The following is a 14591-nucleotide window of genomic DNA, read 5'->3' on the forward strand; positions in this document are numbered from 1 at the left end:
AAAAAGACGAAATAGATGAAATGACTGAACAGAAGAATTGACAGAACAGTTGAATTGACAGAACGAATGAACTAACTGGATGCGGAAGGGCGGTTGCAGAAGCAAACCGCCCCGAAACCAAATGACAGAGGAAAATGAGGAAAGAAGCATGCCTCTGCTGCGGACAAGAGCGGAGATATGTTTCTTTTTTCATGGCCGCAATGATATAATGATAGGCGCCCTGATGTACGTGCCCTCTGTTTTCCACTTAGGAACAAAGGGCGTTTCGCTGCGTCCGGGCTGCGGGATACAGGGTTGAGCGACCGGTTTCCTCGTATTTCTTGAAAGAAGGGAAGATTCGTATGAAACGCTGCATGTTTCTCCTGTTTTCACTGTTCGTGGCGATCAGCCTGGCGGGATGTGGGGAGGGTAGCCAACCGGCGAAACAATCCGAGCAATCATCCACACAACAACCACCTTCTCAAAGTACAGAGGCGAAGAGCGAAAAAGCAACAAGCTATCCCTTGACAATAAAGGATTCTACCGGTCAAGAGCTGACTTTTGCCAAGGCGCCGGAGCGGATCGTCTCTGCCTCGCCAGCTGAGACGGAAATCCTGTTTGCGCTTGGGCTCGGCGATAAGGTCGTCGCTGTTTCCGATTACGACGACTACCCCGAGGAGGCAAAATCGAAGCCGAAGGTGGGCGGGGTTCTCTCGCCTAATGAAGAAGCGATCCTCGCGCAAAGCCCGGATCTCGTCGTTGGCGGTATTTCCATGAAAGAGGATGTCGTCACAAAATTGCGGTCCCTGGACCTGCAGGTCATTACGCTGCGTCCGAAAGTGGTTCAGGATATCATGGAAAACATTTTGCTTTTGGGACAAATTACAGATCATCAAGTTCAAGCGGAAGAACTGGTTTCCCGGATGAAAGCCGATATCGGCAAGGTGACAGACGCTGTCAAAGATTTGAAGCCGGAAGAAAAGAAGAAGGTGTATTTGGAGTTTTCAGCAGGGTGGACAGTCGGGAAGGGCGAGTTCCTGGACGAGTTGATCACGATGGCAGGAGGCATCAACATCGCCTCCGACACCCAGGGCTGGAACCCGGTCAGCGAAGAAAAAATTGTGAAGGAAGATCCGGATGTGATCTTGTTTGCGCAAGGCTTCACAGATGAAAAGACAGGCGAAACGTTGGACCAAACCATTCGGAAAAGAAGCGGCTGGGACAAAATCAAAGCGATCCGGGACAACCAGGTGATCGGCTTGGACCATAATATTCTGTCCCGACCAGGTCCGCGCATCACACAGGGATTGTACGAAATGGCCAAAGCCATTTATCCGGAGCGGTTGAAATAAAATGAAAGCACGCTTCCTGTTGTTCGGAGGGGCAGGTGTACTGCTCCTCTTTCTGTCTGTCGGCATGAGTCTTTCGCTGGGCTCGGCAGAACTGCCGCTCACACAGGTCTGGGGCATTCTCCTGCATAAGCTGCCGGGAATTGGGACATTGATAACTGTCCAATGGCCGGAGTCTGCCGAGCAAATCGTCATGAAGGTTCGTTTTCCCCGCGTTCTGCTGGCTGTATTGGTGGGGGCTTGCCTTTCATTGGCCGGGGCGGGCTTTCAAGGGATATTGCGCAATCCGCTGGCTGATCCGTACACGCTCGGGGTCGCATCCGGCTCTGCGATCGGAGCGGCGACGCTTATTTTATTTGGATGGCAGTTCAGTTTGCTCGGTCAGTGGTCCGTTCCGCTCGCTGCCTTTACGACGGGTCTGATCAGCTTGTGGCTGGTAATCAGGCTGGCGCATTCACAAGGCAAAATACATATTGAAACGCTGATCTTGTCAGGTGTCGTTGCTCAGGCGTTTCTCGGGTCGATTGTCTCCTTTCTCGTCTCCCTGTCTGACCAGGTCGTCAATGAGATCGTCTTTTGGCTGATGGGAAGCCTGGCTTTCCGCGGGTGGTCTTTCTCGGTCGTATTGCTTCCCTGTCTGCTTCTCGGTCTTATCATTCTGATGGGGTATGGACGGACGTTAAATTTGTTCGCTCTCGGCGAGAGGCAAGCGGCGCATCTCGGTGTGCAAGTGGACCGTACGAAGCTGGTTGTACTCACAGTGTCGACCCTGCTGACAGCCGTAGCGGTATCCGTATCGGGAATTATCGGATTTGTCGGACTGGTTGTACCGCATCTGGTGAGACTGATGGCCGGACCTGATTACCGCCTGCTGCTGCCTATGTCAGCGCTCTACGGGGGAATCTACGTACTGTGGGCCGATACTCTGGCCCGTACGCTGCTCAGCCCGACAGAAATACCGTTGGGCGTCGTGACGGCTTTTCTGGGTACACCTTTCTTCGCTTATTTGCTGCGGAAAAAACAGCGTGCCGGAAAGGAGGGAGAAGCTTGATTCGCGTCGTGGATGTGTGGAAGTCATACAACGGCAAGTCCGTGCTGCAGGACATCGCCTTTGAAGTGAAGCCGGGCGAGTTTTTCGGGATTATCGGTCCAAACGGGAGCGGCAAGTCTACCCTTCTAAAGCTTCTGTCTGCCGTGGAGGCGGCTGATCGCGGACAAATCTGGCTGAGGGGAAAACAGGCCGAAGCGCATCAGCGCAAGGACTTGGCTGCGTGGCTGGCTGTCCTGCAGCAGGAGCCGTTGCCCTCTATCGGGTTCAGTGTGAGAGAGGTCGTGGAAATGGGCAGGTTTCCGTATCAAAGCTGGCTTGGGACGGAACGGGGAGACTCGGCTCCGCTGATTGATGGCATTTTGCAGACGCTGGGTCTGACGGAATTGCAGCATCGGACATTGGAAAAATTGAGCGGCGGGGAAAAACAGCGCGTCGGACTGGCCAAGGTGATGGCTCAAGAGCCAGAGCTGCTGCTGCTGGATGAGCCGACCACCTTCCTGGATATCGGCTATCAAATCCAGTTGATGGACACCGTTCACCGTTGGCAAAGGGCGGAGCAGGCAACAGTAGTTGCGGTACTGCATGATCTGAATCTGGCTTCTCTGTACTGTGACCGGATTCTCCTGCTGGACAAGGGACGGCAGATCGGGGTAGGAAAACCCGGCGAGCTGCTTCGCGAGGACTTGATTTATGAGGTTTACGGGATCAGACCTATCATTCTCGACCACCCGTTCCATCATTTGCCCCAGATGCTGCTCCGATCTGCAAAAGATTCATAAATCGAGCCGGCGTCTGCTTTTTTCAGACAAGGAGGCTGTACGATGATTTCGTTGATAACCGGAGGCGTCAGAAGCGGAAAGAGCAGGTTTGCGGTGAGCTATGCAGCCCATCTGGGGCAGAGTGCGTTGTACGTAGCAACCGCCACGATTGGCGATGAAGAGATGCGTCAGAGGATTGAGCAGCATCGGGCGGAGAGAGCGCGCTCAGCATTTCCGTGGCTGACAGTGGAAGAGCCGTTCGATTTGTGCGGCCTTTTGGACAAATGGAAGGGCGAGCCTCCTATTATTAACCGGGAAACAGTGATACTCGTAGATTGTCTGACGCTTTGGCTGTCAAATTGGCTGCTTCGGTATGAGCACGAACGGCCGGTGGAAAACGTCACTCGCCTGATCGGAGAATTGACGGACACAGTAAAGACCTTCCCCGGTACGGTCTTGCTCGTGTCCAATGAGGTAGGGTACGGCGTCGTCCCGGACCATTTGCTGGGGAGACAGTTTCGAGATTTGGCGGGTATTCTTAATCAGCAGGTAGCCAGCATCAGTGACCAAGTATTTTTGGTCACAGCAGGAATCCCGATCGAGATAAAAAGCCGGGCGTATCGCTTCGATACGGGCTGTCAATAGCCACCATTTAGATGGAGCGGCATGTATTTTTTGAAGGCGAAAGGCCTACCTAAAAAAAACGGGTAGGCCTTTTTCCTGTACCTTATTTGAACACGTTCCAGGTAAGCGGAGGAAGCATTCTCATATCTCTCATCATCGAGGAACTGCAGATGGGGCAGGTCGGCTCTTTTTCAAAGGTTAGATTTTCCCTCATCCAGCAAGAGCAATCATCCTTGCTGCAGGTCCAAATGGCCGTTTCCTCTTCCACCACGGGCTCCTGATTTCTTTTTGAATACAACTGCAAACACCTCCAGCTTGTTTCCGTAGCAATGCAGCTTGAAACACTCATTTTCCGGTCGATTTCTAATCTTTCTTCGGTGGTGTTCTAGTACTCCCTATACTATATGACAATCTCTGTATTTTATTCAGGAAAAATAGTAAATACAGCGTGGTTCACTTCGGCGGAAAGCTTGCATAAACTGCAATAGTTATCGTACGGCGTAAATTCGGAGAACCACATGGATGGTTGAGAAATAAGGGAGGAATGAACGTGCCTGGAATAAAAGTCGCGATAGTCGGGGTCGGAAACTGTGCCTCCGCTCTGTTGCAGGGGATCACCTATTACAAGCACAGGAGCAACGGAGAAGATGAGGGGTTGATCCACCGCTCGATCGGCGGGTATCTCCCTGGAGATATAGAGGTTGTCGCAGCATTTGATGTCGATAGTCGCAAGGTGGGAAAACCTCTGCACGAAGCTGTTTTCGCTCCTCCCAACTGCACCAATGTGTTTGTGCGAGAAATCGACCAATCACCCGTTATGGTCAAAATGGGCCATCTCCTCGACGGCATGTCTCAGCACATGCACATGTACCCGGTGGAAAAACGGTTTCACTTGTCAAACGAGCCCGCGTGTGATGTTGTCGAGGAACTGAAATCCAGCGGTGCGGAGATGGTCATCAACTTTCTTCCGGTCGGGAGTTTGGAAGCCAGCAAATTCTATGCAGAGGCAGCGCTTGAGGCAGGTGCAGGTTTTATCAACTGTATACCAGTCTTTATCGGATCGGACCCTGTTTGGGTGGAGAAATTTGAAAAAGCCGGGCTTCCGATTATTGGCGATGATATCAAGTCCCAGGTAGGGGCCACCATTATCCATCGCGTCCTGACGAGGCTTTTTGCCGAACGAGGTGTCAAGATTGACCATACGTACCAAATCAATATCGGAGGCAACACCGACTTTTTAAATATGCTAAATCGCGATCGGGTGACAATGAAACGAGTGTCAAAAACCGAAGCGGTCCAATCCCAATTGGAAACGCCTCTCCATGAGGAAGATATCTATATCGGTCCCAGCGACTATATAAGCTGGCTTCAGGATAATAAAGTCTGTTATGTCCGGATGGAAGGAACCCAGTTCGGGGGAAACAAAATCAGTGTGGAATTGAAACTTTCGGTCGAAGATTCGCCAAACAGCGCAGGGGTTGTGATCGATCTGATCCGCTGCTGCAAACTGGCGTTAGACCGCGGGATAGCGGGGGCATTGACCTCTGTCGCCGCCTATACGATGAAACATCCGCTCGTGCAGTATACAGACGAAGCAGCCCGCAGCCTTTTGGAAGCTTTCATCGAGGGGAAAGAAGACCGTTAGTGAAAATGCCTCTCCAGCCAATTACCGGAGGGGCATTTTGATTGATGCAGACAAAGGACAGTCGCCGTTTCCAATCCGGAGCAGGCTTAATATGATGAAAAAGATAACAGGGAATCACGCAAGACTTTTGCCTACAGTCAGGTGTGCCATTACGTGCCAACTATAGGTGTCACGATTCTGGACGGGCAGTTGGCATTTATACAAGAGCGCTGGCAAGTGAAAACAGGAAGGCAAAGCGGTGTTTTCGGGGAAGGAGGAGGAGATCCGTGAAAGGCATGATACTCGCTGGAGGAAAAGGAACCCGGCTGTACCCGCTAACGAATGTTGTCAATAAACATTTACTGCCGGTCGGAACATTCCCTATGATCTTCCATCCCATCTACAAATTAAGGCAAGCGGGTATCACCGACATCTTGATCATTACGGGAAAAGAAGATTTGGGCTATTTTTCGCGGCTTCTCGGGAGCGGCAACGAGTTTCAGGTCCGTTTCACCTACCGTGTTCAAGACCGGCCGGGTGGCATAGCGGAAGCAGTCAGCCTGGGAAAAGAATTCGTGGGCGATTCCCCCTTTGTCGTCCATCTCGGTGACAACCTGTTTCAAGCCGAGTTGGCCCCTTTTATCCATCAATTTGCCAAGGGGCGGGAAAAAGCGCACCTCCTGTTGGCGGAAGTAGCTGATCCCCAACATTTTGGCGTTGCAGAATTCGAGGGACAGCGTTTAATAGCGATCGAAGAAAAGCCGGTCAACCCGAAATCTCCATTTGCGGTAACCGGCATTTACATGTACCGACCAGACGTATTTGACATCATCGAGAAAATCCATCCCTCCTCGAAAGGAGAGCTGGAAATAACAGATGTGAATAACCTCTTTATTTCCGCGGGAGAAGCTACCTATCATATCTTGCCCGGCTGGTGGGAGGACGCAGGGACGCTGCAGTCCTATCACCGTGTGAATCAACGGCTCCAATCCGTGAACCTTTTTTCCAGCTCCAGCACCAGGCCCTTTAATGAATAGTGGACAAATGCTCTTTCTCTCGCATACGTGCTCATTCTCTGCCACTCGATGGGATCGCTCAAGAGCGTAGTCACCGTATCCGCGAATGTCTGATAGAAGCATGAATCATAATCAGGCAATGTATAAATCAATTTCCCGGTCTTGCCGTCTTGGACTGTAGTGGAAAGGGCGCCCTGATTGGTCGCGATGGTCGGTGTTCCTGCTGCCTGGCACTCCATGGAAGCCAAGCAAAACATCTCATAGGGACCGTCGCAGGGGTATATATGAATCATGCTTGTTTTTTGCTCATGGACCAATTGCTGCTGCGAGACTTTTCCCAAATAGGTAACGCCCTCCATTCCCTTAAACAATTCGCGATACGGTTCTGTTTCAGGCTTGAATCCCCATAAGCTGTAATCCATGGTGATGACGAGCGATACATCAGGTATCTTTTTTTTGATCAGGGAAAAAATCTGCGGAACATGCCTCAATCCGCGGTCAGGAGCTGAACAGAATATGAGTTTGTTTTTTGTTTTCGGGAGGCAATCCCAGTAGTCTTCTGTCTGTATCCCGAGGCGGGCCTCGTATATCTTGCTTTTGTCGATGTGAAAAATATTGCTCATCATTTTCGTATGGAATGGACTGATGGTGATGACTTTGTCAATAAAGGGAAGGTCTTTTTCGACCGTATTGTCACCGGGATCGATGCACCAGTGAAGCTTGCATGCCGCATTTACTCCGCTACTGGGCAATGCGCATCTGTAACTGACAAACACATCCCAGAATTGGTCGCTCCTATACGTTTGATAGTTGCGGTAGGTGACGCCGTTGTATCGGCCCTCTTTGGTTGTGCTGTTGAAAACAGTCACCTCGTGGCGCTTTGCCAGTTCTCTAGTCATTCTGATAAGCGTCGATTGAGATCCACCGACCCCTTTATTTTCAAGATCATTGTCGTTCCAATCAAATGACGAATCGTAATAAAACGCAATTTGCATAGACATCACGATCCTCTTACTCATTGTTTTGCCGCTTCTAACAGCATATGAAAGGAGCTAGTACGCTTTTCCAACAGTTTCTGACGATTGTAGGGGCGAAGAAGTCCCGTTCGTCATAAATTGCGGGTGTGTGGAATATTTCAATACCAATGCTGCAACCTGCATGAGTTCTGTCCCTTCATGGGGGACCGTACATCAAAGGGGATCATGCCAGCCCAGAACACCGCCAGCATGGCCCAAATAATTTGACTGAGGATCAGGGAGGAACACGATGCCAAAAGCTCTAATCACCGGAATCACCGGATTTGCCGGAAGCCACCTCGCAGAATGGTTGTTAGCGAACAAAAAGGATATGGAAGTATACGGTACCTATCGACTCAGGAGCAGAATGGATCACATCAAGCATATCCAGGATGACATCCATATGGTCGAATGTGAGTTGAAAGACCCGCGTTCCGTTGATGAGATGATCAAAGCGGTTAAACCCGATTACATTTTTCATCTGGCCGCTCAAAGTTTTGTACCGACGTCATGGAATGCACCGGCGGAAACGTTAATCGTCAATCAAATTGGTCAAGTGAACCTTTTTGAGGCTATACTAAAGCATCAACTGGATTGCACCGTTCAAATCGCTTGTTCCAGTGAAGAGTACGGGCAAGTATATGCGCATGAAGTCCCGATTAAGGAGGATAACCCGCTCCGTCCGCTAAGCCCTTATGCCGTAAGCAAAGTAGGGCAGGATTATTTGGGCTATCAGTATTACCAGAGCTACGGTCTCAAAACGATACGTACCCGAACCTTCAATCATACAGGCCCGCGTCGAGGCGAAGCGTTTGTGACTTCCAACTTTGCCAAGCAAATTGCAGAGATCGAGAAGGGGATCAAACCTCCTGTTCTGTACGTTGGCAATCTTCAGGCGAAAAGGGACTTCACGGATGTCAGAGATGTCGTCAGAGCCTACTGGCTGGCCGTGGAAAAAGGTGTCCCGGGCGAGGTGTACAACATCGCGTCGGGAGTTACCTACACGATTGAGGAAATGTTGAATAAGCTTCTTTCACTGAGCCAGGCAGCCATTACCATTACGCCAGACCCAAGCAGAATGAGGCCATCTGACGTTGAAATCCTGCTTGGGAATTACGACAAGTTTCATCAACAAACGGGATGGAAACCGGAAATTCCTTTTGAGCAAACCTTGAAAGATCTGCTCGATTACTGGCGTGCCCGCGTATGACCGCGAAATGCTGATCGAAAAATTGGATGGGAAAACGGAAGTAGGGGGGGAGAATTTCCCTCTCTTTTTTTGTTGATAGGCGGATGAGAAGCGACAGGGACATCAGGAGCGACAGGGCTTGTGCCCTCAAAAGGAACAATCGCCCCGCAAAAACTTACCTGGTTCGTTTCCGCCTGCTGATCAAAGCCGAGAGCATCGGGATGCAAAAAAACCGCCTCTGAAAAGGCGGTTCCGCACAACAAGCATCGTCAGTTTCACTTTGGTTCTCCCGCCTATTTGCAATAAAGCGGCGATGGTTGATGCATCCAAACGGGTTTACTGTTCGGCGGGGACCGGGGTCCTTCTGCTTATACCAACTACCTGCTTGGGGCCTTGCTATATTCAGGAGGAGGCTTCAATCGCTTTGTTCAGTTGTTCGATATACTGTTCGACAGAATGGCACCTCGATACGTACTCTTTGGCTTTCCGTGACATCCCTTGGCGGAGGTCTGGGTCTTGATAGAGCTTCAGCATTGCGGCAAACAGTGGCTGGTCGTCAGGCAGGGGCGACGGTACCTTGAGGACCACCTCGTCGGAAATCTCGCGAAAGGATCCGATATCGGAGACGATCGACGGAATCCCCAGGCTTAGCGTATCCAGCAATGTAGCGGAGGACTCGCCGCAAGTAGGATAGCGCAAATTGATGACGGCATCTGCTTGGGATAACTGCTGATAGTACTCCTCATTTGGCAAGTAACCGAGGAAGGTCACGTGAGATTGCAGTTTGAGCGATGTGACCAGACTTTTCAAGGTATTGGCGTAATCGGAGTCAAAGCTTCCGACAATTCGGTATTCTACGTTGTCATGCCCTTTGCTCACAAGCATTTTGATGCAGCGGATAGCTGACTCCAGACGCTTGTGCGGGCCGGAAAAGCCGAAACTGGCAAAAACGAACCGGTTGTTGCGATTCTTTGGCGATTGGAAAGGCATACTGGCGGGGAGACGGGCCATAATTACGGATTCGACCCCGTCATTGACCAGAGCGTCGTAACAATAGCGATTATGGACCACGACCGACTTTGCTCCGTTTATATAAAACTTATTGATGATATGATCAAATTGACTTCCCATGTTTCCGCTCAGGACAGCACGGAGCAGGGAATCGTCACCGTCTTTTGCTTCTTCTTTGATCATGGTGAGGTAAGTGTCCAGATCATTTTTATCAAGCGCCCACCACTGGCCGAGCCCGTGCAAATTCAGGTCGTGAAGCACGACCACCCCATGGTATTTCCTCAGATACGGGATGATATACGCATGGTAAAAACTGTTTCCCATCTGATACAAAATCGCATCGTATTCATCCGCTTTTTCCGGGAACATGCGATGATGATAAACATTTGCTGTACGTGCAGTATCTGAAAGCTCGGGTGTGTAGCCATCGTCGATATACAGATCGCAATCGTAGTTTTTCAGCAGGGATGGAAGGATACTTGCCATATAATTGGCGATTCCGGAGTGAATCGGTGGGAGAGGTGAAAAGATTGCGATTTTTTTACGGACAACGAGCTGGTACCCATCCATTACTTTGCGTGCAACTTCGCTCCATTGGAATTGCTCTGCTCGAACAAAGCCTTTTTTGCGGTATTCGATTTGCAGGTCCGGGCTTGTTAGCATCTTGTAGATTCCCGACGCGATTTCGTCTGTGCTGTGCGGATTGATTAGATAAGCAGCATCGCCCGCAATCTCGGCCAGCGATGAATTGTTGGAAGTGACCACAGGCACGCCGCAAGCCATCGCCTCCAGTACAGGCAAGCCGAAGCCTTCGTACAAAGAGGGAAAGGCAAACAGAGCGGCCCCATTGTAAAGCTTGACTAAATCACTGTCGGGCACATAACCGGTGATAATCAAGTCGTCGGCCGTGCCGGCATTCTGCGCGACCTTCTTCAAATGTTCGACGTCAGTAGGAGAAACATCGCAGCACAGCACGAGTTGATAGGAAAAGTGTAACGCTTGGTTTGCCTTGGCAAAGCCCTCTATCAACTTGTCTGTATTTTTTCGAAAATCCATGCCGCTTGTACACATGACATACGGCTTTCTGATGCCGTAACGGGAGTTGACCTCCATTTGGTTACAGTTAGGAATACATGTAAACTGTTCGTTCATGCCTCCCATGACTACATGGATTTTTTCAGGATCCATGCCTGCAAGCTTGACAGCATCCTGCTTGGTAGCCTCCGATATCGCAAAAATGATATCGCAGGATTTTACGAATTCCAATACATTTCGATAAAATTCGCGGTATTGCGGATTCGATAAATAGATATGCTGGTAAATCCAAGGGATCATGTCGTAGAGAGTAGCGGCAACCCTCGTTTTTCCATACCATTCTCTGTTCATCATGGCAAAATTGGTCCATTCAAACGGACTCAAAATATGGAACAGATCGATTTTATTTTGCCTGATAAAAAGCTGCAGTTGCTCCCTTAGCTGTTCGTGACTGACGCTCAGGTCCGGATAAAAATAAAAAAAAGAATGGTCTCCACTTTGAAGGGCGATATGCTCCAGCAAGCTTTTGGAATATCGACCGATTCCTCTTACATTGCTCACATTTTGTGAAAATGTCATATCGAACGCAATGTTCACCTTTGATCACTCTCTTCTGTAGAATGCAGGTTTCGTTTTTATTGATGAAACAGCTCTTTTATGACTTTGCCGATGGAGGCGGGGGAGTAATGGAGATGCATATCCAAGGCGGCTTTTGTGGCAAGCTGCCTGCATCTGTCTTTGTTGACATAAGCTTCTCGCATCACCTTTCGCACTTTCCCCACATCGACGTCCGCCCATTGATGATTCAAGTAGTATTCGGGCCTTGCGTCTTGGAGCTTTTGGTTAACGGGAACCAGCTTCTTCTCCGTTTCGATCAGAAAGCTGTTTGCATCATTCATAAACTGTGTGGATCCGCCCCAATTTAGGGCAATCGCCGGTTTGCCAAGTGCCATCGCCTCCATGATGGGCATGCCCCACCCGCAAGCGCGATCCATTGAGATGTAAATGTCACAGCTTTGGTACAAGTCGATGAGTTGGTCCGCACTAACCGCTTCGATCAGGAGGACAATCTGGTTTTTATTGCGCTTCTTAGGAATATAAGACGAGATTTCCTTGCGGACAAACTCGGGTGACTGCCCGCTGTGAATGTATACTTTCAAGATCAAGGAGACGTTTTCTTTGGACGAAAATTCTTTGCAGAAAGCCTCGATCAAAAGATCGTATCCCTTTCGAAAGTCGAACCCGAATACATATAAAAAGGTAAACGATCCAACCGAGGGTGCCGGAGCAAACTTGGTGTAGGGGCGTCCCGGAAAGTACTTGGTTACTTCGATGGGGTAAGGTACCACCCTCAACTTTGAAGGGGCTACGCCACTACGGGTAAACGTGTTGAAATTAAACCGCGACGGAACCCAGACTTCATCCATCAGATTGATCGAGGATGCCCAGCCTTCGGGTAGACGATCGGTTTCAAAAAGTGTGATGCCGATGTTTTTGACAACGTGGGGGACTTGGTAAGAAAGTCGAAAAATGTCGGGTAACCCGTGTCGGATCAACACGACCCTGTTGCCGATCTGGTCAGTGGACAAATTTTCCAACCAGCGCATGGTCGTTTCGCCGATTTCCGCGTGCTTGGGACCATAAGCGTCAATATAAACGGGAATCCCTATCGTCTCTAGCGCCCGCAAATAATTTCGCGATACATTTCCATATCCCCCCATGTCATAAACAGGGCCGATCCAGTACACCCCTGTATACTTCATGTACAACTACATCCCCTTTGTCAGTCGCTAGCAATTGCGTTATTAACAAGTATATAAAGGACGGACAGGGAGTGTGTTGGGTACGTGTATCAAAATGGCAAAAATTAAGGCTTGCAATCAGGCTCGCTATCCGTGATGGTTGCGTAAAACCTTGATTTCAGACCGTGCATATATTACAGCGATGCTTCCTAGAGTCTTAATGTTTGGAAGGGGGGACGCCTAATGGGGATTATCGGACATGACACCCTGCCTTTTTTCATTTACCAGAACAAGCAGCTTACGTACAATCCAATCCACTTTCAGAACTTTTCCGAAAGAGCGGTTGAAGTCCCAATCGCTATTGATTTTCTTAAACGGATAGGAAAGGAGAAGCGAATTCTCGAGGTAGGCAACGTCTTGTCGAATTATGCTCCACTGCTCTCCCAACATCCAGAGATCGGCGAGATTGACGTTCTAGACAAATTTGAAAAGGGACCTGGAATCATGAACGTCGATTTGATGGATTTTAACGAAAAATACGACGCGATCGTATCGATCTCTACAGTAGAGCATATCGGGCAAAATGCGTATGGAGAACACAGCTCTGGTGACCGGGAAGCACCGCTGAAAGCGATCTTGAAAATTTATAACTTGCTTCATCCGGGGGGAAAAGCGTTGATTACCGTTCCCTTTGGTAAGCTGATGGACATGGGGTGGTTGATACAATTCAGCAGTGAATACGTGGCTCTTCTCGTTGACAAATACGGCATCCCGCGGGAAGCGTTATCGATGAGTTTTTTAAAAAAACTGGATGCTGATACATCCGTAACAATTTGCCAGCAAGTCTGGATTCAATGTGAGGAGCGGGAGCTGGAAAACACGTATTTTCAAAGTCCGTTCCCGTTTGCGAACGGAATTGCCGTGATCGAACTGGACAAAGTGGCAGAAACGAGAGCTGTCATTCAAGGTCGGCCAGAGCCGTTGCACTACCGTTCGCCGGTTAATATCCCAAACTACTATTACACTCCTTTTTACAAATTGTTTCCATACGATCTGAACGGGTGGTTCGTAGTGGATCAACCTGGCCTCGCTTTCTACGGGCCATTTATAAACTTGCCACGTCAGGTATATCGATTTGAAGCATGTATTGAAATGAAAGGAGAAGGGGAATTCACGCTGTATATTATGTCAGACTCGGGCAAGAAAGTACTGTGGGAGAGGAGACTGTCCAAATCCTCCGTGATTAGGGATCTGATTTATTTGAACCATGAGGAAAAAAATGTGGAAGTCCGCTTGCATAAACACGATCCCACAAGTTGTACGATTCGCATTCCCAACATGTTCCTGTCACAACTATAATTGAGGGGTGTTTTATTTGGAGCGATCTCATATTTATCTGGGAGACCATACGGTAGTAACGAGGTTGAAGAATGGACCATACATGTTTTTGGATAGCCGCGATCCGGTGAACGTCGTCATCATGCTAGTGGGCTACTGGGAAGAATGGTTGACCAATGCTTTTATGTGGTGATCAAACCAGGTATGACAGTGGTTGATATCGGAGCCCATCACGGCTACTACTCGCTGTTGGCAGGGATGCTTGTCGGCCCGACCGGGAGTGTGTATTCCTTTGAGCCGAATCCGTTTCACCATAAGAATTTTTTGAAAAGCGTTTCGATCAACGGCATGTATGGCCGTGTAAAATTAAATAAAGTGATGTTATCCGATAGCAGAGGACAAACCGAGATCTGTACGTCCGGCGAGGGAGGAACAAGCATCGAATTCCAAGGTCTTGGAGAAATGACTGGAAATACATGCATGACTGTAGAGAAAGGCATTTTGACTGATTACTTGCCCAATCTGAAGGCAGATGTCATTAAAATTGATATTGACGGTTCAGAACCGCTTATTATGGACAGTTTATGTGAAGTCATTGACCACAATCCCGGGATCCTCATCTTTATGGAGTATTGCCCGAAAATATGGCCTGTGAGCTATGAGCCCATGTCAGTTCTGAGACGGTTCACGGATCGCGGCTTCCGTTTCCATATTCTGCATGATGACGGTAGAATCGTTGAGACGAACATAGCAGAGCTTGCCGCCCATAGTGCGGTTGAGCACCTAGATTTATTACTATTCAGGTGAGCCCGAGAAAGCCACAGAAAGCAGAAACACCGTGCGGTATTCTATCGCACGG

Annotated in this window: 14 protein-coding genes; 10 read left to right on the forward strand and 4 right to left on the reverse strand. The window is 49.3% G+C overall.

Annotated elements, in window-relative coordinates:
- The first annotated feature begins 341 nt into the window (after positions 1-341).
- From EDM54_RS18195 to cobU, 4 genes are read left to right on the forward strand one after another with little or no spacing between them, the layout of a single operon-like run.
- Positions 342-1331, forward strand: coding sequence for an ABC transporter substrate-binding protein (locus EDM54_RS18195; protein ID WP_122958591.1), 990 nt, complete (start codon positions 342-344; stop codon positions 1329-1331).
- A 1-nt stretch (position 1332) separates the two neighbouring features.
- Complete coding sequence (locus EDM54_RS18200) at positions 1333-2379, forward strand: FecCD family ABC transporter permease (RefSeq protein ID WP_122958592.1); 1047 nt, start codon at positions 1333-1335, stop codon at positions 2377-2379.
- Entirely contained in the window at positions 2376-3158 is a 783-nt protein-coding gene (locus tag EDM54_RS18205) for an ABC transporter ATP-binding protein (protein WP_003386885.1), read from the forward strand. Before EDM54_RS18200 ends, EDM54_RS18205 begins: the two co-directional genes overlap by 4 nt.
- A 42-nt stretch (positions 3159-3200) precedes the next feature.
- Positions 3201-3782 (forward strand): bifunctional adenosylcobinamide kinase/adenosylcobinamide-phosphate guanylyltransferase, encoded by a 582-nt coding sequence (cobU, locus tag EDM54_RS18210; RefSeq protein WP_122958593.1) that lies wholly within the window; start codon positions 3201-3203, stop codon positions 3780-3782.
- 82 nt (positions 3783-3864) lie between these two features.
- Here cobU and EDM54_RS18215 read toward each other — a convergent pair whose 3' ends face one another.
- The gene (locus EDM54_RS18215) at positions 3865-4110 is read right to left on the reverse strand and encodes a cold-shock protein (RefSeq protein WP_051567420.1); all 246 of its coding nucleotides are present in this window, start codon (positions 4108-4110) and stop codon (positions 3865-3867) included.
- Positions 4111-4305: 195 nt separating this feature from the next.
- Between EDM54_RS18215 and EDM54_RS18220 the strand changes: the two genes are divergently transcribed.
- On the forward strand, positions 4306-5406 hold the full coding sequence (locus EDM54_RS18220; protein ID WP_122958594.1) for an inositol-3-phosphate synthase: 1101 nt from the start codon (positions 4306-4308) through the stop codon (positions 5404-5406).
- Between the two features lie 266 nt (positions 5407-5672).
- A complete protein-coding gene (locus tag EDM54_RS18225) occupies positions 5673-6422 on the forward strand; it encodes a sugar phosphate nucleotidyltransferase (protein ID WP_003386879.1) in 750 nt (249 codons plus the stop codon).
- On the opposite strand, the gene EDM54_RS18230 is transcribed toward EDM54_RS18225, so the two are convergent.
- The gene (locus EDM54_RS18230; protein WP_024984772.1) at positions 6362-7402 is read right to left on the reverse strand and encodes a glycosyltransferase family 4 protein; all 1041 of its coding nucleotides are present in this window, start codon (positions 7400-7402) and stop codon (positions 6362-6364) included. The two genes, EDM54_RS18225 and EDM54_RS18230, sit on opposite strands and share 61 nt — an antisense overlap.
- 265 nt (positions 7403-7667) lie before the next feature.
- Here EDM54_RS18230 and EDM54_RS18235 point away from each other — a divergent pair, with 265 nt between their 5' ends.
- Positions 7668-8627 (forward strand): GDP-mannose 4,6-dehydratase, encoded by a 960-nt coding sequence (locus EDM54_RS18235; protein ID WP_003386877.1) that lies wholly within the window; start codon positions 7668-7670, stop codon positions 8625-8627.
- Between the two features lie 381 nt (positions 8628-9008).
- On the opposite strand, the gene EDM54_RS18240 is transcribed toward EDM54_RS18235, so the two are convergent.
- The gene (locus EDM54_RS18240) at positions 9009-11249 is read right to left on the reverse strand and encodes a glycosyltransferase (RefSeq protein WP_031933319.1); all 2241 of its coding nucleotides are present in this window, start codon (positions 11247-11249) and stop codon (positions 9009-9011) included.
- Between the two features lie 38 nt (positions 11250-11287).
- Positions 11288-12415, reverse strand: coding sequence for a glycosyltransferase (locus tag EDM54_RS18245; protein WP_122958595.1), 1128 nt, complete (start codon positions 12413-12415; stop codon positions 11288-11290).
- A 222-nt stretch (positions 12416-12637) separates the two neighbouring features.
- Here EDM54_RS18245 and EDM54_RS18250 point away from each other — a divergent pair, with 222 nt between their 5' ends.
- From EDM54_RS18250 to EDM54_RS18255, 3 genes are read left to right on the forward strand one after another with little or no spacing between them, the layout of a single operon-like run.
- Positions 12638-13753, forward strand: a complete 1116-nt coding sequence (locus EDM54_RS18250) for a class I SAM-dependent methyltransferase (protein ID WP_122958596.1) — start codon at positions 12638-12640, stop codon at positions 13751-13753.
- A gap of 16 nt (positions 13754-13769) precedes the next feature.
- Complete coding sequence (locus EDM54_RS27055) at positions 13770-13925, forward strand: hypothetical protein (RefSeq protein ID WP_227277727.1); 156 nt, start codon at positions 13770-13772, stop codon at positions 13923-13925.
- An 11-nt stretch (positions 13926-13936) separates the two neighbouring features.
- A complete protein-coding gene (locus EDM54_RS18255; protein ID WP_228006726.1) occupies positions 13937-14539 on the forward strand; it encodes an FkbM family methyltransferase in 603 nt (200 codons plus the stop codon).
- Positions 14540-14591 lie beyond the last annotated feature (52 nt).

It is taken from the genome of Brevibacillus borstelensis (assembly GCF_003710865.1).
In the GTDB taxonomy this organism is placed as follows: domain Bacteria; phylum Bacillota; class Bacilli; order Brevibacillales; family Brevibacillaceae; genus Brevibacillus; species Brevibacillus borstelensis.

Excerpts from the sequence above, each read along its gene's own strand:
- EDM54_RS18245 (WP_122958595.1), bottom strand. The coding sequence starts at position 12,415 with ATGAAGTATACAGGGGTGTACTGGATCGGCCCTGTTTATGACATGGGG.
- EDM54_RS18235 (WP_003386877.1), top strand. The coding sequence starts at position 7,668 with ATGCCAAAAGCTCTAATCACCGGAATCACCGGATTTGCCGGAAGCCAC.
- EDM54_RS18230 (WP_024984772.1), bottom strand. The coding sequence starts at position 7,402 with ATGTCTATGCAAATTGCGTTTTATTACGATTCGTCATTTGATTGGAAC.
- EDM54_RS18215 (WP_051567420.1), bottom strand. The coding sequence starts at position 4,110 with ATGAGTGTTTCAAGCTGCATTGCTACGGAAACAAGCTGGAGGTGTTTG.
- EDM54_RS18200 (WP_122958592.1), top strand. The coding sequence starts at position 1,333 with ATGAAAGCACGCTTCCTGTTGTTCGGAGGGGCAGGTGTACTGCTCCTC.
- EDM54_RS18250 (WP_122958596.1), top strand. The coding sequence starts at position 12,638 with ATGGGGATTATCGGACATGACACCCTGCCTTTTTTCATTTACCAGAAC.
- cobU (WP_122958593.1), top strand. The coding sequence starts at position 3,201 with ATGATTTCGTTGATAACCGGAGGCGTCAGAAGCGGAAAGAGCAGGTTT.
- EDM54_RS18220 (WP_122958594.1), top strand. The coding sequence starts at position 4,306 with ATGAACGTGCCTGGAATAAAAGTCGCGATAGTCGGGGTCGGAAACTGT.
- EDM54_RS18255 (WP_228006726.1), top strand. The coding sequence starts at position 13,937 with ATGACAGTGGTTGATATCGGAGCCCATCACGGCTACTACTCGCTGTTG.
- EDM54_RS18195 (WP_122958591.1), top strand. The coding sequence starts at position 342 with ATGAAACGCTGCATGTTTCTCCTGTTTTCACTGTTCGTGGCGATCAGC.